The sequence below is a fragment of the Porphyromonas sp. genome, assembly GCF_030529325.1.
GTDB lineage: Bacteria > Bacteroidota > Bacteroidia > Bacteroidales > Porphyromonadaceae > Porphyromonas_A.
This window is the reverse complement of record NZ_JAUMXC010000005.1, coordinates 43,682-67,863: the sequence shown is the minus strand read 5'-3', so window position 1 is coordinate 67,863 and position 24,182 is coordinate 43,682. Positions and strand designations below refer to the sequence as shown.

Here is a 24,182-nt window from a genome sequence, read left to right as displayed (position 1 = left end):
TAAGCCAGCTGAGTTACAGTCAGCCCCATTTGGCCACTCTGGTAACTGCCCTTGCTTCGACATAGAAGCCATGAAGAGTTTTCTCAAACTCTCTGTGCAAAGTTATGATAAATAATTTACAAAGCAAACTCTTTAACCAGTTTTAGTGCTGTCACAGCTGCCTCGTCCCCTTTATTTCCGTGCTTTCCGCCCGCACGATCCAATGCTTGTTGCATCGTGTCGGTTGTCAGTACACCCAAGATAACAGGAGTATTATGGTCCACATTAAGTTTTCCAATATTCACAGCAACAGCTTCTGAGATGTACTCAAAGTGCGGAGTTTCTCCCCTCACGATGCAGCCTATTGCTATGACTGCACTTGGAGGCGTTTTTCTTTTTGCAATGTGAGTACAAGCGTATATCAACTCAAAACTACCTGCAACATAGTGTATTGAAATATCTTCTTTTTGTACTCCGCTTTCGGTCAGTTGTCTGACTGCGGCATCAGCCATTGCATATGTCACATCAGAGTTCCATTCCGAAACTACGACACTGAACTTGTGCCCTTTGCCTGACGGAATTGTTGATGGTTCATGGTCAGAGAGATTTTTGTATACTGTTGCCATGGGTAATTGGGATTAATGATTTAGATAATCTTGTTAGTTAAATTTGTGCGTTGCCAAACCTCCTTCTGAAGTTTCTTTGTACAGACTCGGGAGATCATGTCCTGTTTGTCTCATTACATCAATGACCTGATCGAATGATACCCGATGGGAGCCGTCTGAAAATGTCGAAAAAGTATTAGCATCAAGAGCTCTTGCTGCGGCGAAAGCATTCCTTTCGATGCAGGGAATCTGAACCAGCCCACAGACCGGATCACAAGTCAACCCCAGATGATGCTCAAGTCCCATTTCTGCGGCATATTCGATTTGCCTTATGCTTCCTCCAAAAAGTTGACAAGATGCTGCTGCTGCCATAGAGCATGCGACTCCAATTTCGCCCTGACAACCAACTTCGGCACCTGATACCGAAGCATTGGTTCGTGCAACATTGCCAAAAATACCGGCAGTTGCGAGGGCTCTATATATACGTTTGTCCGGAAAATCTCTTGATTTTTGAAGGTGGTATAATACAGCCGGTACTACCCCTGATGAGCCACAAGTAGGAGCAGTGGATACGATTCCTCCGGAGGCATTCTCTTCTGCTACGGCAAGGGCATAGGCGTAGACCATACCTCGAGTACTGATATTGTCTTTGTAGCCTTTGGAACGGATCATGTATTCCGAAGCTTTCCTGCGTAGATTGAGCCCACCGGGGAGTATCCCTTCGGCTTCGAGACCTCTTTCTATTGCAGCCTTCATCACTTTCCATACTTCAGCAAGGTAATCCCATATTTCGCCCCCCTCATGCATCTCTACATACTCCCAGTAGTTTACGTGATTTTTGTAGCAGAAGTCCATGATGTCAGCCATCATGTGGTGTGGGTATACTTGAGTGGCTCTGCGTTCATCGAAGTCCGGATTAGCCAAAGAGCCCCCTCCTACACTGTACACGATCCACTCATCTTGTATATTTTGATCTGTATCTAGTGCCGTAAACTTTAACCCGTTTGTGTGAAAAGGCAATACGATCTTTGGCTCCCAAAATATTTCAGTCGGAGCACTTGGTGTCAATACATCGAGTATAGCAACATCTGTGAGGTGTCCTTTCCCCGTTGCTGCAAGTGATCCGTAGAGAGTGACTTGGTATGATGCAGGTATCGATGTTTGTCGGTTGACAAACATTTCAGCAGCTCTCTTGGGACCCATTGTGTGACTGCTTGAGGGTCCATTTCCTATCTTGTATATCTGGCGAATTGATTCCATTCAGGCTATGTGTATATGCTGGAAGTGCTATGTTCTTGGTTTTTCCTGCAAAGATATATATTTGATACGAATTCTTACTGCATTTGCTTATAAGTTGAATTAGTCTTGAACGTACATATGTTTGGTGAAATTTTGTTGCAACAAAAGGGCGCAATTACTTGTTATACGTTTGCCGAAATCAATAACAATTACTCACATTATAAAAAGAATTAAATTATGTACACATTAGTAGGCAAGAAAGCTCCAGCATTTTCTGCTACAGCAGTTAAGGGCTCTGAGTTTATTGAGAACTTCAGTCTTGAACAATTTATCGGAAAGAAGTATGTCGTATTTTTCTTCTACCCTATGGACTTTACCTTTGTTTGTCCAACCGAATTGCATGCTTTCCAAGAGAAACTTGCAGAGTTTGAAAAGCGTGATGTTCAGCTTGTCGGTTGTTCTGTAGACTCTCATTTCTCTCACTTCGCATGGCTCAATCAAGATCGTAAGCAAGGTGGAATCAAGGGTGTTCAGTACCCAATCGTTTCAGACTTTTCTAAGACAATCTCCGCAAATTATGGTGTCCTTGCTTCTGAAGAGGAATATGATGAAGAAGGTAACCTCGTTTGCATCGGTAACCCTGTTTCTTACAGAGGTTTGTTCTTGATTGACAAGCAAGGTGTTATTCGTCACCTTCTTATCAATGATCTTCCTCTCGGCCGTAGCGTTGATGAAGCTATCCGTATGGTAGATGCTCTTCGTCACTTTGATGAGTTTGGTGAAGTTTGTCCTGCTAACTGGAGCCAAGGTAAGGATGCCATGCAGGGCACTCACGAAAGTGTCTCTGACTACTTGAGCAACCACTAAATAGATAACATCTTGTCCTGAAGTGTATTTTAGGCATATTCAGGAGAGATACATTAAATCACTCATCCGTCTGTGGGTTTTGACTCGTAGACGGATGAGTTTTTTGTGCCTAAATCTTAATTTGGTATCTATGGAATGAGGCTTGTGTTGTCTTCTAAAAAAAAGAAGTCTAAAGTTCAAACACAAGGTGCCTACCTTGATTAATCAACGTGCCTACCTTGATGACGCAAGTTAGGCATCTTTCTATCTCTCCATCTTTTTCGGGGGACTTACTCCGGCTTCTGATGCTAAAAGAGGGCACACTATAAAATTGAATTACAGCGTGCCCTCTTGAGTATTTGATAATTGTCTTTATCGTTATATAGGTTTCGAGTAGCCTAGTGGTTTATGAGGATTGTAGTGTATGTCAAATGTCGCAGCTATGGTACGTACAAACAAGTGTGCTGAGGAGTTCATGATGACAGCGTCTGCCTCGATTCTGCATAGTCCATCGTTTATCATCCTTAACAGTTCATTATATCTTAGAAGAGATATATCTGACAGCTTTGAGTAATCTTTTCCATGCTGTTTGGCGATCTTCAGTGGGGAGGTTCTATAATTGCACATGAGATCGTTGATAATATCCCTTGCCAAGCGTTCGTCGTCAGAGAGGCGATACCCTATATTAGTAGGGAGTACTCCCTTGTCTATGGCCTCATAGTACTCCGGTATGCTTTTGATGTTTTGTGCATAGGAGTTGTCCAATTGGGAAATCCCTGTCGTACCAAGTGCAAATACCTGACCGGATATGGCTCGGGTGCAGTATCCCTGAAAATTGCGGTGTAGAGTATGCTCTCTGAGAGCAATAGCCAAGGGATCATCCGGACGGACAAAATGATCAAGCCCAATCACTTCGTAACCCGACTGTATAGCGATCTGAGTAGCCGCTTCATGCATGCTTTTCTTGTCTGACATTTCGGGCAGGCCGAGATCCTCAAGCTCTTTTTGTACCGAGTATATCCAAGGAACGTGTGCGTATGAAAATGTAACAAGCCTGTCCGGATTGCACTTTACTGCAAGTTGCATACTCTCCGCAAAGGATGCCGGAGTCTGGTGAGGTAATCCGTATATGAGGTCAAGATTGACTCGCTTGTGGTGTGTATGTATCTTGTCTACAATTTTGGCTATGGGTAACTTGGAGGGTGTCCGTTTGACGGCCTTGAGGACATCTTCCTTGAAGTCCTGAACTCCCAGACTATATCTCGTAAATGGGAGATCGAGAAGGTAGTCCCAGTCTTCCTCCTTGAGATAGCCCGGATGACACTCTATAGCTATTTCTGCATCCTCTTTGAGCTCGAAAGATGAGATGATCCTTGTGAGTATCTTTTCGATATAATGTAGAGGTATAGCTGTCGGAGAGCCTCCTCCGAAGTGTATCTGTGATATCTTTCGATCTTTCAATATGTGTGGGATCAAGAGATCAAACTCCTTGAGTACATAGTCTATATATAGAGCAATGCCATCCTTTTCCTGCGGGAAGAGCTCCTTGTTGCATGCGCAGTAAGAGCATATCTTTTTGCAGAATGGTATATGGATGTAAAAGGAGAGATCCGAAGCCCCATGAGTATTGGAGTAGGAGATGTCCTCTATGTATCGCTCGTGAGTGTAGTCTGTTGTGAAGAGATTTGCCGGAGGATAACTTGTATATCTGGGGACCGGTACGTTGTATCTCTCGATGATCTCTTGTGAAAGATGTGACGGTATGTTGTTGTTTTGCATATGTATATCCACTGTTATTCAGACGCCTCTACTCTGTGACCTATGAGGGTCGCAGAAGAAGCCTGATCTATTTTTACATATACAAACTGACCTATCCTCGCATCCCCTTTGTCAAAGACTACAACTTTGTTTTGTTGTGTGCGCCCGAAAAGCTGTTCTCTCGACTTCTTTGAAAAGCCTTCGATGAGGACCTCAAAAGTTTTGCCTATATCTCTCTTATTGCTTTCTTCAGAGAGTTGGTTTTGCAGGTTGATCATGCGTTGGAGGCGATCAAGTTTAACTTCCTCTGGAACATTGTCTTCGAGTTTTTTTGCGGCATAAGTCCCCGGACGCTCAGAGTACTTGAACATAAAGGCAGAGTCATAGCCTACTTCTCTCATGAGATCCAATGTCTCTTGGAAATCTTCTTCTGTCTCGTTATGAAATCCGCAGAATATATCCGAAGATATACCACAGTCCGGCATGGCTTCTCTGATCTTTGCAACCCTGTCCAAGTACCACTCACGAGTGTAGTTACGGTTCATGAGCTTGAGTATTTTGTTACTTCCTGACTGAGCGGGGAGATGAATGTGTTTGCAGATATTGGGATGCTTGGCCATTATGGCTATCGTCTCATCGCTCATGTCCTTGGGGTGAGGTGATGTAAACCGAATGCGCATCTTGGGGGCTCTTGCGGCGAGTATGTCAAGCAATGCTGTAAAGTCTACGACTTCTCCTTCGGGATTCTTGTACTTGTAGGAGTTGACATTCTGTCCCAGTAGTGTGACTTCTCTATATCCTTTTTCTACCATTGCATCGAGCTCATTGAGGATACTTTTCACCTCGCGACTGCGTTCGCGTCCCCGTGTGTAAGGTACGATACAGTAGGTACAGAAGTTGTTACATCCTCTCATGATGGAAATAAATCCGGAGATATGCAGACCTTCTATTTTGAGTGGGATTACGTCTTTGTATGTCTCTTCCTTGGAGAGTTCGATATTTATGGCTTTTTCACCCTTTTCGGCTGCTCCGACAAGGTTAGGTAGATCCAGGTAGGAGTCAGGACCTACAACCAAATCTGCATGGTGTTCGTCTATGAGAGTTTGTTTGACCCTCTCTGCCATACATCCAAGCACTCCGATGATCATGTTGGGGTTGTGTTTACGTCGAAGAGCGTTTATCTGGCTCAGTCTATTATAGACTTTTTGCTCTGCATTTTCTCGGACAGAGCATGTGTTGAGGAACACCGCATCTGCATTGTTGATGTCTTCGGTCATCTCATAACCGTCCATTTGCATGATGGAGTGGACTACTTCGCTATCTGCCAAATTCATTTGGCAACCGTAGGTTTCTAAATAGAGTTTCTTTGCGGTAGTATTCTCGTGAAGATTATCGTTTGTATTCAAACTCATTTTGTGGAATAAATAGTAATGATTGTTTGAGTAAAAATGTGTCTCCGAATTTGTTTGCGGAGAAAGTAATAAGTACATTTGAAGACAAATGTACGAAAACTAATGCTATTAGCTTTTAATTATGATTCTTATAGGGTTTATTTTTGTAATATTTGCGATTGTGTTTTTTTATCTGAAAAAGCAGATGTCGGCGTATCAAGATGTCGAACAAGGAAAATTGATAGACCCCGAAGAACCTGTATATGAGTATGAGATTCAGGAAGAAGGGGCTGTCCGAGAATGGATCCTAACTGATGAGAAACCAGCGCAATATGATTATGATCGAGAGGTAGTCGTGATGAAAGAGGCTCCACGATCGGTAGGCTTGAAGCAAGAACTTCTTCAAGTCCATAAACTCGAGGATGAAATCGAAACTTACGGAGACGATATTATAGATAATGATCCTCAAGAATTGCGACGAGCTGTAATTTTAAGTGAAATATTGCAACGAAAGTTTTGATATATTTGTTACTCTTGTAGCAATCACTCTTCATAGAGGATAATATAAACACAAAATTATTTTAGAACTAAAAAGTAATACTGAAGAATCATGGCCTTAAACTTTATTTCTGCCGAAGAGGCTGCAATGTTTGTCAATCATAACGATAATGTGGGCTTCAGTGGCTTTACGCCTGCGGGTTGTCCTAAGGTGGTCTCACAAGCTATAGCTGAGCGCGCCCTCCGTGAACATGAGGCGGGACGTCCGTTTCAAATAGGAATGTTTACCGGAGCATCGACAGGGGATAAGCTTGACGGTGCATTGGCGAGAGCAAATGCTATAAAATTTAGAACTCCATATCAGTCCAATAAAGACCTCAGAGAACTGTTAAATTCGCGCGGTACTCACTACTTTGATATGCACTTGTCTCTCCTTCCTCAGGAGTTGAGATATGGTTTCTTGGGCAAAGTTGATGTGGCCATCATCGAGGCGGCTGATGTCACTGAAGATGGAGAGATCGTACCTACGGCTGCCGTAGGCATCTTGCCTACGATCTGTAGGTTGGCAGATCGCATCATTGTTGAGCTTAATGATAAGCATCCCAAGGAAATTCGTGGTGTCCATGATATTGCTGAGCCTAAGGATCCTCCTTGTCGTGAGGCTATCCCTATCTACAATGTCTCGGATCGCGTGGGGCAACCTTTTGTTAAAGTCGATCCACAGAAGATTGTTGCCGTTGTTCGTACTTCTGAAGACAACGATGAAGGTGAGTTTGCTCCCCTTGATGATGTCACAAAGGCCATCGGAGAAAATGTGGCTAAGTTCTTGGTTGATGAGATAAAATCGGGAAGAATCCCTGCTTCTCTTCTCCCGGTGCAGAGTGGTGTCGGTAATGTTGCCAATGCAGTATTGGGAGCTATGGGAGACAATCCTGACATCCCTAAGTTCCAGGTATACACTGAGGTGATACAAGATGCTGTTATCGGCCTGATGAAGAAGGGAAAAGTTACCTTTGCGAGTGGTTGCTCTCTCTCAGTATCAAGAAGTGTTATCAAGGATATCTATGCAAACCTTGATTTCTTTAAGGATAAGTTGCTTCTTCGTCCGCAGGAGTATTCCAATCATCCTGAAGTAATCCGTCGCCTTGGACTTATTACTATCAATACAGCCCTCGAAGCAGACATTTTTGGTAACATCAACTCTACACATGTCATGGGTACTAAGATGATGAATGGTATCGGTGGTTCGGGAGACTTTACAAGATCGGGATACATCTCTATCTTTACTACGCCTTCTACTGCTAAGGATGGTAATATCAGTGCATTTGTGCCCATGGTTGCACATATGGATCATAGTGAACACTCTGTCAAGATTATAATCTCTGAGTATGGAATTGCAGACCTCCGTGGTAAGTCTCCTATCGAGAGAGCTGAGTGTATCATTGATAATTGCGTGCATCCTGACTATCGAGAAAATTTGAGAGAATATCTTGCTCTCGGAGTGAAAGGGCAAACTCCTCAACACTTGGGTGCTTGCTTTGAATATCACAGACAGTTTATGGAAACTGGAACAATGAAAAATGTCGATTGGTCAAAGTTTAAAAAATAAGCATGAGACGCTGTCTTAGTTTTACTCTCGGCTGTGTTTTTTTCGTTCTTGCACTATCATGCACGACAACGAAGAAAAACACAGCCGAGAGGCTATCATCTCCTCCAAAATTTCCTGTCCCTCCGGCTACTATGATTGAACCCAAGGATAGGGCTTCGTTTATTGTTAGAAATGTGTGGAATGGTTATGACTCTCTTACAATTGATTTGTTTGAGTCAAAAGACGCTTTTGAGCAATTTATGGTAGACTACTTCGCAATAGGTTCAATTGCTGAAGGACAGGCTTTTTCTGAATCTATAGCTACTGCTCTATCTAAATCTACATCAGAGTTTTATGCACATTCTATGGACATTGGCGAGATGTACTTAGATCATGCTAACTCTCCGATATATAATGAAGATGCTTACGCTATTCTCATCATTCAAGCACTTAAAAGTCCTGTCCTCTCCTATGCTGATAGTGTCAGATTTGTCCATCGATTGGAGATGTACGAAAGAAATAAGCCTGGAGAGATTGCCAGGGACTTTGCTATACAGGAATTTGGTGGGGGAAAAACTGCCCTTCATCAGATAAAGTCTCCATTGCTGGCATTGATGTTTTATGAGCCTAACTGTGAAACATGTTCAGAGGCATTTGATCATATTGTATCGGACAGTGTCATAAAAAAAGCTGTTGAGACCGGACGTATGAAGTTGGTCTGCATATATGCGGGAAATATGATGACTGATTATGAGCTCTCTCGAAGTAAAGTTCCGGCATTTGTTACGCTTGGACATGAGTTTGAGCAGAAGATTGAGAATGAAGAGCTATATTTCATTCGAGCGTTTCCAACTATATATCTTTTGGATGAAAACAAAAGGGTTTTGAGGCGTGATATTACAGTCGAGGCTTTGAGTGACTGGCTTAAAGAAAAATAATTAGTGATGAGAGGTATTATACTTGCCGGAGGTAGTGGGACGCGTCTGTACCCAGCAACGCTACCTTTTTCCAAACAACTAATCCCCTTGTATGACAAGCCGATGATATACTATCCTTTGTCTGTGCTCATGTTAGCGGGGATCAGGGAGGTATTGATTATCACAACTCCGGATGACAGGGGACTATTTGAAAAACTCTTGGGGGATGGATCTCAGTGGGGAATGGAGTTGACCTATGCTGTCCAGCCTAAGCCGGAAGGTATTGCCCAAGCTTTTCTTATCGGAAAAGAGTTTATAGGTACAGATAGCGTCTGCCTTATCCTTGGTGATAATGTTTTCTATGGACAATCTTTTACTCACACACTCAGAAGAGTGCTACAGCATGTAGAGCAAACAGGTGATGCTGTAATCTTTTCTTACTATGTAAGAGATCCAGAGCGATACGGGGTTGTAGAGTTTGATTCTGAGCATCGCGCAATTTCGATAGAAGAGAAGCCTCAAACTCCAAAGAGTAATTATGCCGTTGTAGGTCTCTACTTTTATCCCCCCTCTATAGTCGATGTTGCTGCGAAGGTTAAGCCCTCAGCAAGAGGTGAACTCGAGATTACCTCGGTCAATCAATATTTTCTTGAGGCTAACCAACTTCGTGTCGAACCCTTAGGCCGTGGCTTTGCATGGTTGGATACAGGTACACATGAATCATTGTATGAGGCCGGAGATTTTGTCAGAGCTATAGAACAGCGTCAGGGACTCAAGATTGCTTGTCTTGAAGAGATTGCTTTGACTAATGGGTGGATAGATAAGGGGATATTGCTGCCAATCATCGACAGATACAAGGGAAGTGACTATGCCTTGTATCTTGAAAGTTTGATAAATCGCTTTGGTTAATTTTTAGGTAAGGGTGCTCTCATATCACATCCTTCCTTATATCTGGAACATCCGAGAGCTGTATTTCCTCGTATGATTGTTCCTTTGCCACACTTGGGGCACTTGTCTCCTTCTTTTAGGAGATTGGTGTCCTTTTTATTTGTCTTATCTGTAGCTCTTTGATGTGCTGATTCAAGTAAAGAGTGCATCGAGCGATTGTCGAGCTTTACTTCCAGCATAAGGTTGGATACCATTTCTTTGAGTTCGTTCAGGAACTGTTCCGGTGCGTACTCTCCCTTGTCTATCAGCCTTAACTTATACTCCCATTCTCCTGTCAGACGGACACTTTTCAGAAGCTCATTATCTATGATATGTATCAACTCCATACCCATTGGGGTAGGTATGAGGCTTTTTCTTTCTTTCCGTATATACTTTCTTTTGAGAAGAGTCTCTATTATGGCCGCACGAGTAGAAGGACGTCCGATTCCTTTTTGCTTCATCGCATCCTTGAGCTCTTCGTCATCCACAAGTTTGCCGGCAGTTTCCATGGCTACAAGTAGCGATGCTTCTGTATAGTTTTTAGGTGGCTGAGTCTCTTTTTCCAAGAGATCCGGCTTATGTGGCCCATGTTCTCCTTTTGAAAAGACAGGGAGGGTTCTCTTGTCCTCATTCTCTCCGCCCTCTTCGTCATCTGACGTTGAGAAGTCATATACTGCTTTCCACCCCAAGTCTGTTATGACGCGTCCCGTTGCTTTGAATTCTATGCCACCGATATCTGCCATTACTGTAGTACCCTCATATTGCATATCAGGGTAGAAGATGGCTATAAATCGTTTGAGTATGATGTCGTATACATTTTGCTCAAATACAGAGAGTCCTGAAGGCTGATATCCCGTTGGTATGATGGCGTGGTGATCAGTTACTTTCGAGTCATCGAAGTGTTTTTTTTGTTTGGGAAGTTTTTTTGATTTCAGAGGCTCTATCAAGTGTGGCACGATCTGATACAGCCCATTGAGGATGCTTGGGCATTTATCATAGAGATCGCTTGTCAAGTAGGTCGTGTCTACGCGAGGATAAGTCGTCAACTTTTTCTCATACAGGGACTGTATATATCTGAGGGTCTCTTCAGCCGTGTAGGAAAACTTTTTGTTGCACTCTACCTGAAGGGAGGTGAGGTCAAATAGTCTGGGAGCTCCCTCTTTTCCCTTTTTTACTTTGATATCAGTTACTGTAAGATCCTTTGATGCTATCTTATCGATGATTTCTTGTGCTTCCTGGACAGTTGTATAGCGTCCTTTTGTAGAAGCAAAGATCGCCTCCCTGTAAGTCGTCTTTATCTCCCAGTAAGGCTCGGGTTTGAAGTTTTGTATTTCTTCATATCTCTCTACTATGAGAGCGAGGGTAGGGGTCTGTACACGTCCGACAGACAGAAGTTTCTCTCCCGGTCTTGAGAACTTTAAAGTGTACAATCTGGTGGCATTCAGTCCCAGGATCCAATCCCCAATAGCTCTACTAAGCCCGGCATAATATAGATTTTGAAACTCTGATGCATCTCGAAGATTTTGAAATGCCTCTGCGATAGCTTCCGCTGTCATTGACGACAACCAAAGCCTTTTTACGGGACACTTACACTCTGCAAGCTGAAGAACCCAGCGTTGTATCAACTCCCCTTCTTGTCCGGCATCCCCACAGTTGATGACCACAGAGGCTTCGCTCACAAGTCTCTTTATGGTGTTGAACTGAGCCTCTATCCCCTTGTCTTCGATAAGTTTTATACTGAACCTTTCAGGGATTAATGGTAGGGAAGATATAGTCCATCTCTTCCACTCCGGTTTGTAGTCTCCAGGGTCTTTGAGGGTGCAGAGATGTCCGAAAGTCCATGTCACCCGGTAACCATTGCCTTCAAAGTAGCCGTCATGCCGGGAAGTCGCCCTTATGACTTGGGCAATTTCTCTTGCAGCTGAGGGTTTTTCGGCAATGCATAGGATCATGTGGATACTGTGTTTTGTGAGACTTCTACTGACTTTACCCCTTTTGTATCGGATAGGGGCAAAGTTACATGAATTGAAGTAAACTCACAAAGACCTTGATTCAGTATAATATCAGTCCCGAGATCCCGGCCAATATGATGAGAAGGATGGGGTGCAGCCACTTTTTGAGGACAAATACAAGGACGATGCCAAAGAGTAGATAGCTCTTATAGTCGATAAAGTTTTCAGTATTGATCAACAATAGTGCTGCAGCTGCTATAAGACCCACAGCTGCCGGTCTCAGGCCGGTAAATATCGCATCTATGTGTTTATTGTGTCGAATCTTCGCGAAAGACAGGGATATAAGCAGCACCAATACGAAAGAGGGTAAACTTACCGCAAAAGTGGCCAGTATACTGCCCCAGATATTTCCTGTTACTGTATATCCTATATATGTGGCACTGTTGATCCCAATGGGGCCGGGTGTCATTTGCGATACTGCAACGATGTCCGTAAACTCCTGCATCGTCAGCCAACCATGCTTGTGTACTACCTCCTCTTGTATCAAGGATAACATGGCATAGCCACCTCCAAAGCCAAACAAGCCTATCTTCAAGTACACCCGGAGTAGTTCGAGATATATCATATCGGACAGCTATTTGTGATGATTGATTCTTTTCTTGACAAACATGATATACATCCAGCCCAGTGTTCCTGCTACGACGATGACTGTTACGGGGTTGATCCCCCAATGCCATACCAATACTGCAGATAAAGCGGGTATCCATGTCAATTTCCACCCGAGTTTCATTGTCCTCCAAGTGCTGACCACCGGAGCTGCTATGAGTGCCACCACGGCCGGCCTTATACCCTTGAAGACTTTCTCTACATAAGGGTTCTCTCTGAACTGTGTCAGGTACATGGCTATGATGAGGATAGTGAGCATACTTGGCAGAGTCGTCCCAAGTGCACATACACATGCTCCCCAAAAGCCCTGAAGTCGATATCCAACAAATATGGAGATATTGACCGCAAATACCCCGGGTAGAGACTGAGCTACGGCAAATAGGTCTATAAACTCTTCGTCCGTCATCCATTTTCGTCTTGAGACGATCTCTTCTCGTATGAGTTGAAGCATGGCGTGGCCACCCCCAAAGGTAAATGCACCTATGAGTGTAAATGTCTTGAAGAGTAGCCATAACCGGCGTTTGTCCACTGCTTTGTCCATTGTCCGGGTTCTCTTATTTGTACTCTCTATTCGCGATCTGAGATAAACAAGAAAAGCTATCCAATATATTTCATATTGGATAGCTACTGTAGCCCATAGGGGAATCGAACCCCTCTTTCAAGAATGAAAATCTTGCGTCCTAACCGATAGACGAATGGGCCAATATTTCTTTGAGAATCCGTACTCCTACATATTAAAAGGGTAGGGTACATCTTCTGTCAAAATCTTAAAGAGCGTTGACTTGCTTAGTAAGCTTTGACTTGAGGTTCGCCGCCTTGTTCTTGTGGATACGTCCCTTAGAAGCCATGCGGTCAAGGAGAGAGGTGATCTCCGGCAACTTTGCCATAGCTTCTGCCTTGTCTGTTAGGTTTCTGAAGTTGCGAACCGCATTACGCATAGTCTTTCCGTAGTATCTATTGCGTAGACGACGAGTCTTATTTTGTCTGATTCTTTTAAGTGCTGACTTGTGATTTGCCATGACTACTTTTTTGTTTTCTTATTCTTTTTATTTGTAGCCCATAGGGGAATCGAACCCCTCTTTCAAGAATGAAAATCTTGCGTCCTAACCGATAGACGAATGGGCCAAATTTTACTCCTTAAGATCTTAGTGAGAGTCTCACTTGTTGGAGTGGTTTTGCGTCTGCAAAGATACGGAATAAATTTTGATACTTCCAAATCTTTCATAGAAAAAGTTTTGGGTTGGGCAAAACTTTGTGGTTTGGAGTGTCTCTTTGGAGAGAGCAAAGCAACAAAGAGCGTTAAGGAAAGTCCTAATACGCTCTTTGTTCCTGAGGCTTTAGGCAGAAATGTATCTGCCTTGTGCCTTGTCGAAGCTTAGCGACGGATGCCGAGCTCTTTGATAATAGCACGATATCTTTCGATATCCTTGCTTGCGAGGTAGTCAAGCATGCGACGACGCTTACCTACTAGCATTTTAAGAGCTCTTTCAGTACTATAATCCTTTCTATTGACCTTTAGGTGTTCGGTCAAATGGGAGATACGGTATGAAAACAATGCTATCTGGCTCTCAGGTGAACCAGTATCAGTGTTAGACTTTCCGTGCTTCTCGAAGATTTCTTTCTTTTTTTGTGAATCTAAATACATGATTCTAAAAGGTTTATTGCTTGAAAGTGTTAATAATTTTGTCATCCTCTCCATATGGATGGGCCGGATTAACTCCGCAAAGATAGGGCTTTTATTCCTTATACACAAGAGTTTTGGATGGTTTTATATGTAATGATCAAAAATGCCTTTGAGTATTTTTTGTTTTTGACAATTTATTCTTCGTAAGAAATCCTTTAGTAGTGGGGCTCCCAACTTAATATCCAAAAAGAAAAGTGGAGTGAGCAACAAAATTGAAGGTTTGTGGCTTACTCCTTATTGGATATTTTTGACGAGAGTAGAACTCTCGAAATTAACGTGGCTACCTTGATGAATTAAGATGCCTACCTTGATCTATCAGGTTAGACAACTTTTTCATCCCCCTTGGGTGCGGGTTAAATCTTCGCAGTCAGATTAAATTAAATAGAAAAGGCTGACTCTTTTGGAAAGAACCAGCCTTTTTTCTTGCTTTTCTTTATTTGTCGTTAAGCGAGGAGTTGATCGAAGTTGTATGTGCGTACAAATTCGGTTGCGTCCTGTATCAATTTGTACATGACAACATCATCGTGTACCATAGGTACAGACTTGCGGAAGTCGTTGTGTAGCTTAGTCAACTTTTCTGAAGTTATGGCTTCTGCACCTCTAAGGTCAAATGCCTGAGCTCCGTTCATCAACTCAATACCAAAAATCGTTTCAAGATTTTGGATAAGAGGCATGAGCTTTGTTGCGGCATTGGCACCCATAGAAACATGATCTTCTTGTCCATTACTGCTCACGATACTGTCTGAAGCAGCAGAATAGCAATACATCTTGTTTTGGCTGACAAGCGAAGCAGCTGCGTATTGAGGAATCATGTAACCGGAATTGAGCCCGGGAGCTGCAACCAGAAATTCAGGAAGACCTCTCAAACCAAGTATTAGCTGTGCCACTCTGCGTTCCGAAATGTTGCCAAGCTCTGAAAGTGCAATGGCGAGGAAGTCATAGACCAAAGCCAGTGGCTGTCCATGAAAGTTTCCTCCGCTGACGATGAGATCATTTTCAGGGAATATAGTAGGATTGTCTGTTACAGAGTTGATCTCACGAGTGACAACAGAGCTCACATAATCAATGCTGTCATAGCTGGCTCCGTGCACCTGAGGGATGCAACGGAAAGAGTAGGGATCTTGGACTTGAGCCTTGGCTTTCGATTGCATCGGACTCCCTGAAAGTAGGGATCGCATCTGCTCTGCAACGACTTGCTGTCCTTTGTGAGGTCTGACGATATGCAGACCGGCTGTAAATGGAGCGGCAAGGCCATCAAAAGCTTCGAGAGAAAGTGCTCCGATACAGTTAGCCATCTTCATGATGCGACGAGCTTTGATCAGGGCATATACTCCGTGCGAAGACATAAACTGTGTACCATTGAGGAGGGCTAGGCCTTCTTTACTTTTGAGCGTAATAGTCTTCAATCCTAATTCATTAAAGACATCGATTGAGTTCCTTTTAACTCCTTTGTAATACACTTCTCCTTCCCCAATGAGAGGGAGGAATAGGTTCGATAGTGGCGCAAGGTCTCCTGATGCTCCGAGAGAACCCTTATCGTAAACTACAGGAGTGATACCATGATTGAGCATTGAAACAATGCACTCTACCGTATCTACTTGAACCCCGCTATAGCCGAGTGAAAGCGCATGAGCTTTGAGAAGCAACATGAGACGCACTATCTCAACTTTTACTTCATTGCCGCAGCTGCAAGCATGACTCTTGACGAGATTTTCCTGCAGGGTGGTAAGGTCCTCAAGAGATATCGAACGGTTGCACAATGAGCCGAAGCCTGTGGTAATACCATAGAGTGGACGGTCAGACTCCTTGACTTTGTTGTCAAGATAGTCGCGGCATTTTTGGATACGTTCTCTCCCTTCTTGAGATAGCTCTACCTTGATGTCTTGAGAATGGATAAAAGTTTCAAGACCATCAAGTGTAAGATCATCTTTGCCTATGATAAAAACCTTACTCATGGCATTAGAGTGCTGCGTAGGTCTTTTCGAGAACTCTACGTTCGACAACTTGGACTTCTTCTTCCATCTTCTTAGCTTCTGTAGCCAAAGAATTTACGAAGGCTTCGTCTTTGATAGACCCGAGGTTGATGCGAACATTGAGGAGTGCGCCGAGAACTGCAGTACGTGCACACATCATAGCTACACAACCATCTGTGATGGCGTTTTGATTCCCTCTTTCTACCACGGCTTCAATAAGAGGTAGGAGAGAGAATGTCTTCTTTGCTACTTCCATTGGTACTTGAGCCGCATGCTTTGTTGCTTCTTGGATCGCATCGCTGCGCTTAGCTTTTTCATCATCTGTCTCCTTTGGTAGCTTGAATGCATCAAACACCATATTGTAGGCATCACTATCTCTGTCGATGTCAAGGATAAGTTCATTGAGGATGCTTTCAGCCTTCTGAGCGATGGTCTTCATCTCTTCCTCTACTTCGACATATTTCTTTTTGCCGATAGTCAGTTGAGCTACCATCTGAGCAAGGGCTGCAGAGATAGAACCACATAGTGCAGAAACGCTACCACCGCCGGGGACGGGATCTGATCCTGCTGTTTTATCAATAAACTCGGTTATTTTTAGATCTTTAAGCATATTAATTTTAGGTTTACTTTGATTGAATATTAGATATTTGATTGTGATACGGGATGCCGTTTTTTACTGTAGTCTTCACGATATTCATCCCAAAGTGATAGGAAAGGAACTTATATGACGGATACTGTAGAATGATGAGATCTCCCTTTTTGCCGACTTCAATGCTACCGACTTTATCGTGCATGTCTATTGCTTTTGCTGCATTGATGGTCATTGCTGATATCGTCTCTTCAATGGTCATGCCCATATTGATTGTCGCAAGAGCAATCAACAATGGAATAGAGGCAGAGAAACAGCTCCCGGGATTGAGGTCCGATGCTACAGCCACAGCACACCCTTCGTCGATCATTTTACGAGCTGGTGCATAGTCAGCCTTGAGACTGAATGCTGTGAGGGGAAGAAGGGTCGCGATAGTTTCGCTTTGAGCAAGGGCTTTTATCCCTTTTTCAGATATTTGAAGAAGGTGATCTGCTGACAGGCAGCCCAATTCAGCAGCTAACTCTGCACCACCAAATGGAACAATTTCGTCAGCGTGCATCTTGACCTTCATGCCCATTGCTTTTGCTGCATCAAGTAGTCTCCTTGTTTGAGCATGATCAAATACTCCCTTTTCAGTGAAGATGTCGCAGATATCGGCCAAACCTTTTTCTTTGACGATAGGGAGTACTTCTTTGACAATATATTCGATATATCCCGTGGGATCACCCTTGAACTCTGTAGGTGTGTCATGTGCTCCCATAAATGTCGGGCAGATATCAATCGGTTGACACTTGCCTATCTCATTGATAACTTCAAGTTGTCGTATCTCGGTCTCAAGATCCATCCCGTATCCGCTTTTGGCCTCACAAGTTGTAACACCCATTGAGAGCATATTGTAGAGATGAAGGAGGGCTGCTTGTTTGAGTTCCTCATGAGATGCTGCACGAGTAGCTTTGGTTGTTGAGGCTATACCTCCACCTTTTTGCATGATGCTCATGTAGCTTTCGCCTGCAAGTCTCCATTGAAACTCGTCTTCACGATATCCGCCGAAGACAACATGAGTATGGGAGTCTACGAAGCCCGGGAGGACTGCTGAGCCTTGTGCATCTAAGCTCTCAATGCCTTTGGTCATGGATTCGGCAACTTCACTTTCTTTGCCCGCAAATGCAATGACACCATCCTTGATAAGGACAGCGCATGGGCCTTCGATTACTCCGATATCACCCATCGCCTTGGCTCCTTTTCGGTAGGAGCCTTGGCAGGTAATAAGTTGTCCGATATTGTGGATATAAAGATTCGCTTTCATAGCAGAATTTATTCCATCATTCTGGTTTCCAACACTTGGTCTATTGAGAAGTTTTCCAAGCCCAAGTAGTATTCAGCTGTGTCGACAAGAGCAGCAAGAGGAACGAGTCCTACGATCTCAGCTCCCACGATCTCTACTCCGTATCGACGAGCCTCAATGCGGATAAGTTCGTGAGCACGGTACACAGATGTTTTAGTATAATCTGTGAGATTCATAGACACCTGCGTGATGTGCCTGTCCGTAAGTTCGACGCCCATGGCCTTACAGAATCTAAGACCACCACCGATGAACCGTACTTTCTTTGCAATTGCATCAGCGATTGAGAGATCTGAAGTGTTCAAGTTAACGTTATAAGCGACAAGAGGCATACGTGCACCTATAGCCACAGTTCCTGCTGTAGCATGGCGTTCGCATGGGCCGAAGTCCGGATGCCATGCCGGATCTTTGATCTTTTCAGCCATTCCTTCAAATTCGCCCTTACGTATTTTTGCAAGGTTTTCACGATCAGGAGATGTTGCAGATTTTTCATAAAGGAATACAGGTACACCTACTTCTTCTCCGATGACCTTACCAACTTCTTTAGATAGTTCGACAGCTTCATCAAGAGATACGTTACGGATGGGGATAAATGGTATGACGTCCACTGCTCCCATACGTGGGTGCTGACCTTCATGCTTGTTTAGGTCAATCTTTGATACTGCAATCTTTGCTGCAGCTATGACAGCAGTTTTGACTGCTTGGGGTTCTCCTACGATGGTGACAACCATGCGGTTATGATCTTCATCGTTACTATAGTCAAGTAGTTTGACTTCAGGTGTTGTACGGAATGGCTCAAGGATAGCTTCCATTACCGCTTTGTCACGACCTTCGCTGAAATTAGGAACACACTCTATGACCCTTTTATTATTCTCCATAATAGCTTGTAGTGATTATTGAGTTATTGATTAGTTTGTTTGTGTTTTTTACGTTGAGTTGGTTGATCTCGCTTTATTATTAGATGAGAGAATCGATAATTTCATCATCTACGAGATAAGGCATCGTGATGTGATAGCCGGAAGAATGGCTTTCATTAAATGCCTTGCTTGTCTCCATTGCATTTGTGTTGCGAGCCCAAGAGCGACGAGCAACACCTCCCATTACGTCCCAAAGCATGGCTGTGCGTAAGATAGTGTCTGCTCGCTCTGATCCGTCAAGTACCATACCAAAGCCTCCATTGATTGACTTTCCAATGCCAACACCACCACCATTATGCAGTGCGATGAGACTCATCCCTCGCGCGGCGTTACCGGCAAAGCATTGCACCGCCATGTCTGCCATGACATTGCTTCCGTCTTTGATATTTGCTGTCTCTCTGAATGGAGAATCTGTACCACTCACATCGTGGTGGTCACGACCAAGCATGATCGGTCCGACTTCTCCTCTACGAACCATGTCATTAAACTTTAGAGCGATCTCAAGGCGTCCGAGAGCATCTTGATAAAGGATACGTGCCTGAGTCCCGACAACCAAAGCATTCTTTTCCGCATCTCTGATCCATATCCAGTTATCCCTGTCTTGCGGGCGGCGGTCAGGATTTATACAATCCATGGCAGCTTTATCAGTTTTAATCAAGTCTTCGTGTTTACCACTGAGACAAACCCATCTGAATGGACCATAACCATAGTCGAACAGCTCTGGTCCCATGATATCCTCAACATAGCTTGGCCAGATGAATCCATCTTTGTCATCTATACCATTCCTCGAGATTTCCATGACTCCGGCATCATAAATGGACTTCATGAATGCATTACCATAGTCGAAGAAGTATGTGCCTTTAGCCACGAGTTTTTTTACAACTTCAAAGTGGCGCTTTAGACCTTCATCCACAGCAACTTTGAAGGCCTCTCTATCATTTTTTAGGAGTTGAGTACGCTCTTCAAACGTCAAAGAGGCAGGACAATATCCACCTTCATATACTGCATGGCAGCTTGTCTGATCGGAAAGAAGATCGATATGTATATTCTTTTCGACGGCATATTCCAATAGATGAACGATATTGCCAAGGTAAGCTATCGAGGTAGGACCCTGAGCTTTTGCTGCAAGGTCAAAAGCTTCCTCGATGCTACGCGCTATGTGTTGCACCCAGCCTTGGTTGTATCTCGTCATGATGCGAGACTCATCCACTTCAGCTACGATAGAAATAGCGCCTGCAATATCAGCTGCTTTAGGTTGAGCTCCACTCATTCCACCGAGCCCCGATGATACAAAAAGTTTTCCACTCAAGTCTCCATTTGCACCGATTCCGAGACGTTGGCGGCCGGCATTTAGTAGGGTGTTGTAAGTGCCATGGACAATCCCCTGTGGCCCTATGTACATCCATCCTCCCGCAGTCATCTGTCCATAGTTGGCTACTCCCATTTGAGCTGCAACTTCCCAGTCTTTGATGTTGTCAAATAAACCTATCATCATCGAATTTGTGATGATTACACGTGGTGCATCGGGTTTCGATTCAAAAAGTCCGAGAGGATGGCCGCTTTCTATGACAAGGGTTTGATTTTCTGTAAGCTCACTGAGATACTTCATGACAAGTCTGTATTGCATCCAGTTTTGGAAGACTTGTCCTGTCTCTCCATAAGTGACAAGTTCGTAAGGATAGAGCGCTACGTCGAAGCATAGGTTATTGTCTATCATTACTTGAAAAGCCTTGGCTTCAATACATTTACCGGGATATTCGTCAATGGACTTCGCATTTAGGTTGCCCTCAGGTCTGAACCTATAGCCATAGATCTTTCCCCTTGTTTTTAGTTCTTCCAAAAATTCAGGAGCTAATTCTTTGTGTAGCTCCTTAGGAATGTACCTCAATGCGTTACGGAGGGCGACTTTTGTCTGTTCTTTAGTCAGACGGTAGCCTCTGTCCGGGGCTCTTCTGATCCCTTCTTCAAATTTTGGGTACTTTGGAAGTTGAGAATCTAAAGTAAACATTTTCGTGTTTCCCATATTTTTTTATGTTTTTATAGTTGAATTTTTCGTTTAATATGCGCTACGGTACTTATCTTCCTCTTCATCATTGATAATGCTCAGGTAGCTTTTGTACCGGCTTGGTGCTATCTTGCCGTCAGCCAGAGCTTGAAGGACTGCACAGTTTGGCTCATGGGTATGTGTGCAGTTGTTGAACTTGCATTCTTCAGATATCCTGAAAATTTCAGGGAAGAAATGCCCGACCTGCTCTTTCTCAAACTCGAGAGTCCCGAAGCCCTTGATACCGGGCGTGTCTATTACATATCCGTTTTCAGAACCTTCTAATGGGATCATTGTCGAGTAGGTTGTCGTATGCATCCCTGTGTTATGAGCCTCCGAGATATCAGCTGTTTTAAGGTCGGCATTAGGGATTATTTTGTTGATAAACGTAGATTTCCCCACGCCGGAATGCCCACTGACAAGGGTGACCCCGTATCGGATATGTTGGAGTAGGGCATCTACCCCTTCCCCTGTGATTGCAGAGACCCCAAAACACTTATAACCAACTTCCTCATAGATTTTTTTTAGAGTTTCCATATCCTCAAGATCTTTGTGATTATACCTGTCTATCTTGTTGAAGACAATAGTAGTCTCTATATTGTAAGCCTCAGCCGTTGAGAGGAATCTGTCTATGAATGTTGTGGTCGTAACCGGGTAATTGACCGTGACCAAGAGTAAGGCCCGGTCAATATTTGCCGCAAGTATATGTGCCTGCTTTGATAAGTTAGATGAGCGGCGTATGATATAGTTAGAACGCGGATGGATCTTTGTGATCCATCCCGCGTTCTGTAGATTATTATCCTCCGAAACCTCAATGGAGACATGGTCTCCCACAGCTACAGGATTGGTAGTGCGTATACCTTTGAGTTTGAATGACCCCTTAACTTTACAAATAAAGGTTTCGTTCTGCACTTTTACCGTGTAGAAACTTCCTGTGTTTGTTATGACTACTCCTTCGCTGTATGTGACCATATGTTAAGCCTCGACTACCAAGAACAGTGCCGATGTCTCGCCTGAAGAGGTCTTGATAGAGGTTAGACTGTCATGATTTCCTTTTCTTTTGCAGCGTATAGTTCGTCGATCTTTTTGACAAACTGATCATGCAACTTTTGGACATCTGTCTCTGCATTCTTTGCAGCATCTTCAGGAAGACCCTCCTTTGTCCCTTTCTTGAAGAGGTCTATCGCATCACGGCGCGCATTACGGATACTGATCTTTGCATTTTCAGTTTCACCCTTGACTTGTTTTGCCAACTGCTTACGACGTTCTTCTGTGAGGGGTGGGATGCCAAGACGGATGATTTCACCATTGTTTTCCGGAGTTATACCTACCTCGGAGTCTATGATGGCTTTTTCGATGTCTCTGATGATTGATTTTTCGTATGGTGTGATGATGATAGTCTTTGCATCAGGTACAGTAACATTTGCCACATTGTTAAGTGGAGTGGGGGATCCGTAATATGGGACGAGGATATCATCCAAGATTTTAGGATTAGCTCTTCCTGCGCGGATCTTTGCCAACTTTTCGTCCAAGAATGCAATTGTCTCTTGCATGTTCTCCTTAGACTCTTTCAAAATCGTTTCAATGTCCTTCATAAATCTGTTATCTCTATGTAATGTTGATTATATATCTCCTTATAATGTGACAAGCGTCCCTATCTTTTCTCCATCCATGAGTCTGATAAGGTTGCCCGGTGTATCCATATCAAAGACGACAATAGGCATCTTGTTGTCCATACACATTGCCGTTGCAGTGAGGTCCATCACCTTTAGGTTTTTCTTGTATATCTCGTCATAGGTGATCTCTTCGTAACGTGTTGCTGTGGGATCTTTTTCCGGATCTGCAGTGTATATCCCGTCCACACGAGTACCCTTGAGCATGGCATCGCACTCGAGCTCTATTGCGCGTAGAGAAGATCCTGTATCTGTTGTAAAGTATGGATTCCCCGTACCTGCTGCACATATAACCACTCCTCCGGATTCAAGTTGCTCAATGGCCTTCCATTTGTCATAAAAAGTGCCGATAGGCTCCATACGTACAGCAGTCATTACTGATGCGCGGATTCCTTTCTCCGCCAATGCAGAGCTCAGAGCCAGGCTGTTGATCACAGTTGCCAACATTCCCATTTGGTCACCTTTTACTCTGTCAAATCCGGAGGCCGTGCCCGACAGTCCTCTGAAGATATTACCTCCTCCTATGACAATGGCCACTTGTACTCCTTTTTCGGAAATCGTTTTGATTTCGTTGGCATATGTCTCAAGCCTGTTATGATCTATACCGTAACCCTGATTCCCCATGAGGGATTCACCACTAAGTTTGAGTAATACGCGTCTAAACTTTGGCATGAATAGTTGTCGTTGTTGAAGTTCTTATTATAAACTCGTGCAAGCAAAGATAACAAGTTTATTTGACATCTAAATCTTTTTTATTGCCTATGATTCCTGATTGCGTCTATTGCTTTCCCCAAGGTTCAGATTGGTGCTTAAATCAAAAAGACGAGAATGTCGGTTTGTGAAGAGATGCTTTACGAGCCTGAAAATGTTCTACAACTTATCCTGTTCAATCGAGCATAAAAAAACTCCCACAGATCGCTCGGATCTATAGGAGTCGGAGTTTTGGCAAACTATATCTTAAGCTTCTGCTTCAGCCGGTGCTTCTTCAGATGCTTCTTCTGCTACCGGAGCTTCTTCTGTTGCCGCTGCTGCCTCAGCTTCAGCTCTTGCTGCTGCTTCAGCCTCAGCCTTTGCCTTAGCTTCTTCTGCACGCTTTTCAGCGAGAGCTTCAGCCTTAGCCTTGTTTACTTCTTTTTCTGCTTCAAGACGCTTTTTGTCTTCAACTTTCTTTGCTTCAAGAGCTTTGTTCTTGATAGAAGCAAGACCTTCTTTTTTGTCCTTCAACCATGCTTCAAACTTAGCCTTTGCTGTAGCTTCATCAAATGCGCCCTTACGCACACCACCTTGGAGGTGCTTCATGAGGAGCACACCTTCTTTAGAGAGGATACTGCGGACAGTGTCTGATGGTTGTGCACCTACATTCATCCAATACAAAGCTCTATCGAAGTCCAAATCTATTGTAGCAGGATTAGTATTCGGATTATAAGAACCTAATCTTTCAATAAATTTTCCATCACGTGGAGCCCTGCTGTCTGCGACAACGATCTTGTAGAATGGATAGTTCTTGCGACCGTGTCTTTGCAATCTAATTCTTGTTGCCATTAAATTGTTTTGTTTAGCTATTTATAAAACTTTGTATGTATCCATAACCCGG

At 43.6% G+C, this 24,182-nt stretch carries 23 protein-coding genes and 2 tRNA genes; 5 read left to right on the top strand and 20 right to left on the bottom strand.

From position 1 onward, the window contains the following. Nucleotides 1-116: 116 nt before the first annotated feature. Complete coding sequence (gene ribH, locus Q4A14_RS01785; protein WP_303169504.1) at nt 117-605, bottom strand: 6,7-dimethyl-8-ribityllumazine synthase; 489 nt, start codon at nt 603-605, stop codon at nt 117-119. Nucleotides 606-638: 33 nt separating this feature from the next. Next, complete coding sequence (locus Q4A14_RS01780; protein WP_303169502.1) at nt 639-1,844, bottom strand: L-serine ammonia-lyase; 1,206 nt, start codon at nt 1,842-1,844, stop codon at nt 639-641. Between the two features lie 216 nt (nt 1,845-2,060). On the opposite strand from Q4A14_RS01780, the gene Q4A14_RS01775 reads away from it, so the two are divergent. Continuing rightward, nucleotides 2,061-2,690 carry a peroxiredoxin gene (locus Q4A14_RS01775; protein WP_303169501.1) on the top strand — a complete coding sequence of 210 codons (630 nt, stop codon included), beginning with the start codon at nt 2,061-2,063 and terminating at the stop codon, nt 2,688-2,690. A 357-nt stretch (nt 2,691-3,047) separates the two neighbouring features. Here the strand turns inward: Q4A14_RS01775 and hemN are convergent, their stop codons facing one another. Further along, nucleotides 3,048-4,448, bottom strand: coding sequence for an oxygen-independent coproporphyrinogen III oxidase (gene hemN, locus Q4A14_RS01770; protein ID WP_303169500.1), 1,401 nt, complete (start codon nt 4,446-4,448; stop codon nt 3,048-3,050). 14 nt (nt 4,449-4,462) lie between these two features. Continuing rightward, nucleotides 4,463-5,839: a tRNA (N6-isopentenyl adenosine(37)-C2)-methylthiotransferase MiaB gene (gene miaB / locus Q4A14_RS01765; protein WP_303169499.1), complete on the bottom strand. Its 1,377-nt coding sequence runs from the start codon at nt 5,837-5,839 to the stop codon at nt 4,463-4,465. Nucleotides 5,840-5,960: 121 nt separating this feature from the next. Between miaB and Q4A14_RS01760 the strand changes: the two genes are divergently transcribed. From Q4A14_RS01760 to rfbA, 4 genes are all read left to right on the top strand, one after another. Next, nucleotides 5,961-6,338 (top strand): hypothetical protein, encoded by a 378-nt coding sequence (locus Q4A14_RS01760; RefSeq protein WP_303169497.1) that lies wholly within the window; start codon nt 5,961-5,963, stop codon nt 6,336-6,338. A gap of 90 nt (nt 6,339-6,428) precedes the next feature. Further along, nucleotides 6,429-7,925, top strand: a complete 1,497-nt coding sequence (locus Q4A14_RS01755; RefSeq protein WP_303169496.1) for an acetyl-CoA hydrolase/transferase family protein — start codon at nt 6,429-6,431, stop codon at nt 7,923-7,925. Nucleotides 7,926-7,927: 2 nt separating this feature from the next. Beyond that, on the top strand, nt 7,928-8,842 hold the full coding sequence (locus Q4A14_RS01750; RefSeq protein WP_303169494.1) for a DUF5106 domain-containing protein: 915 nt from the start codon (nt 7,928-7,930) through the stop codon (nt 8,840-8,842). Between the two features lie 6 nt (nt 8,843-8,848). Continuing rightward, nucleotides 8,849-9,730, top strand: a complete 882-nt coding sequence (rfbA, locus tag Q4A14_RS01745; protein ID WP_303169493.1) for a glucose-1-phosphate thymidylyltransferase RfbA — start codon at nt 8,849-8,851, stop codon at nt 9,728-9,730. On the opposite strand, the gene Q4A14_RS01740 is transcribed toward rfbA, so the two are convergent. The 16 genes from Q4A14_RS01740 to Q4A14_RS01665 form a co-directional block, all read right to left on the bottom strand. Beyond that, nucleotides 9,727-11,700, bottom strand: coding sequence for a DNA topoisomerase 3 (locus Q4A14_RS01740; protein WP_303169492.1), 1,974 nt, complete (start codon nt 11,698-11,700; stop codon nt 9,727-9,729). The genes rfbA and Q4A14_RS01740 overlap by 4 nt on opposite strands. Nucleotides 11,701-11,800: 100 nt before the next feature. Next, nucleotides 11,801-12,325 (bottom strand): chromate transporter, encoded by a 525-nt coding sequence (locus tag Q4A14_RS01735; RefSeq protein WP_303169491.1) that lies wholly within the window; start codon nt 12,323-12,325, stop codon nt 11,801-11,803. A 9-nt stretch (nt 12,326-12,334) separates the two neighbouring features. Then, nucleotides 12,335-12,907: a chromate transporter gene (locus Q4A14_RS01730; protein WP_303169490.1), complete on the bottom strand. Its 573-nt coding sequence runs from the start codon at nt 12,905-12,907 to the stop codon at nt 12,335-12,337. Nucleotides 12,908-12,996: 89 nt separating this feature from the next. Beyond that, nucleotides 12,997-13,068: transfer RNA gene (locus Q4A14_RS01725), tRNA-Glu, on the bottom strand. A gap of 65 nt (nt 13,069-13,133) precedes the next feature. Continuing rightward, nucleotides 13,134-13,385, bottom strand: a complete 252-nt coding sequence (gene rpsT, locus Q4A14_RS01720) for a 30S ribosomal protein S20 (RefSeq protein ID WP_303169489.1) — start codon at nt 13,383-13,385, stop codon at nt 13,134-13,136. 34 nt (nt 13,386-13,419) lie between these two features. After that, a tRNA-Glu gene (locus tag Q4A14_RS01715) sits at nt 13,420-13,491 on the bottom strand. Between the two features lie 250 nt (nt 13,492-13,741). Continuing rightward, nucleotides 13,742-14,011: a 30S ribosomal protein S15 gene (rpsO, locus tag Q4A14_RS01710; protein WP_303169488.1), complete on the bottom strand. Its 270-nt coding sequence runs from the start codon at nt 14,009-14,011 to the stop codon at nt 13,742-13,744. Between the two features lie 482 nt (nt 14,012-14,493). Further along, nucleotides 14,494-16,005, bottom strand: coding sequence for a histidine ammonia-lyase (hutH, locus tag Q4A14_RS01705; protein WP_303169486.1), 1,512 nt, complete (start codon nt 16,003-16,005; stop codon nt 14,494-14,496). Between the two features lie 4 nt (nt 16,006-16,009). Continuing rightward, the gene (locus Q4A14_RS01700; RefSeq protein ID WP_303169485.1) at nt 16,010-16,633 is read right to left on the bottom strand and encodes a cyclodeaminase/cyclohydrolase family protein; all 624 of its coding nucleotides are present in this window, start codon (nt 16,631-16,633) and stop codon (nt 16,010-16,012) included. A gap of 13 nt (nt 16,634-16,646) precedes the next feature. Then, nucleotides 16,647-17,918, bottom strand: coding sequence for an imidazolonepropionase (gene hutI / locus Q4A14_RS01695; RefSeq protein WP_303169484.1), 1,272 nt, complete (start codon nt 17,916-17,918; stop codon nt 16,647-16,649). Nucleotides 17,919-17,926: 8 nt separating this feature from the next. Further along, nucleotides 17,927-18,832, bottom strand: coding sequence for a glutamate formimidoyltransferase (gene ftcD, locus Q4A14_RS01690; RefSeq protein WP_303169483.1), 906 nt, complete (start codon nt 18,830-18,832; stop codon nt 17,927-17,929). 79 nt (nt 18,833-18,911) lie between these two features. After that, nucleotides 18,912-20,894 (bottom strand): urocanate hydratase, encoded by a 1,983-nt coding sequence (locus Q4A14_RS01685; protein ID WP_303169482.1) that lies wholly within the window; start codon nt 20,892-20,894, stop codon nt 18,912-18,914. A 33-nt stretch (nt 20,895-20,927) separates the two neighbouring features. Further along, the gene (gene rsgA / locus Q4A14_RS01680) at nt 20,928-21,887 is read right to left on the bottom strand and encodes a ribosome small subunit-dependent GTPase A (protein ID WP_303169480.1); all 960 of its coding nucleotides are present in this window, start codon (nt 21,885-21,887) and stop codon (nt 20,928-20,930) included. A gap of 62 nt (nt 21,888-21,949) precedes the next feature. Next, nucleotides 21,950-22,510 carry a ribosome recycling factor gene (frr, locus tag Q4A14_RS01675; protein ID WP_303169478.1) on the bottom strand — a complete coding sequence of 187 codons (561 nt, stop codon included), beginning with the start codon at nt 22,508-22,510 and terminating at the stop codon, nt 21,950-21,952. 39 nt (nt 22,511-22,549) lie between these two features. Then, nucleotides 22,550-23,260, bottom strand: a complete 711-nt coding sequence (gene pyrH, locus Q4A14_RS01670) for a UMP kinase (RefSeq protein ID WP_303169476.1) — start codon at nt 23,258-23,260, stop codon at nt 22,550-22,552. A gap of 285 nt (nt 23,261-23,545) precedes the next feature. Further along, nucleotides 23,546-24,130: a 30S ribosomal protein S16 gene (locus Q4A14_RS01665; RefSeq protein ID WP_303169474.1), complete on the bottom strand. Its 585-nt coding sequence runs from the start codon at nt 24,128-24,130 to the stop codon at nt 23,546-23,548. Nucleotides 24,131-24,182: the final 52 nt, after the last annotated feature.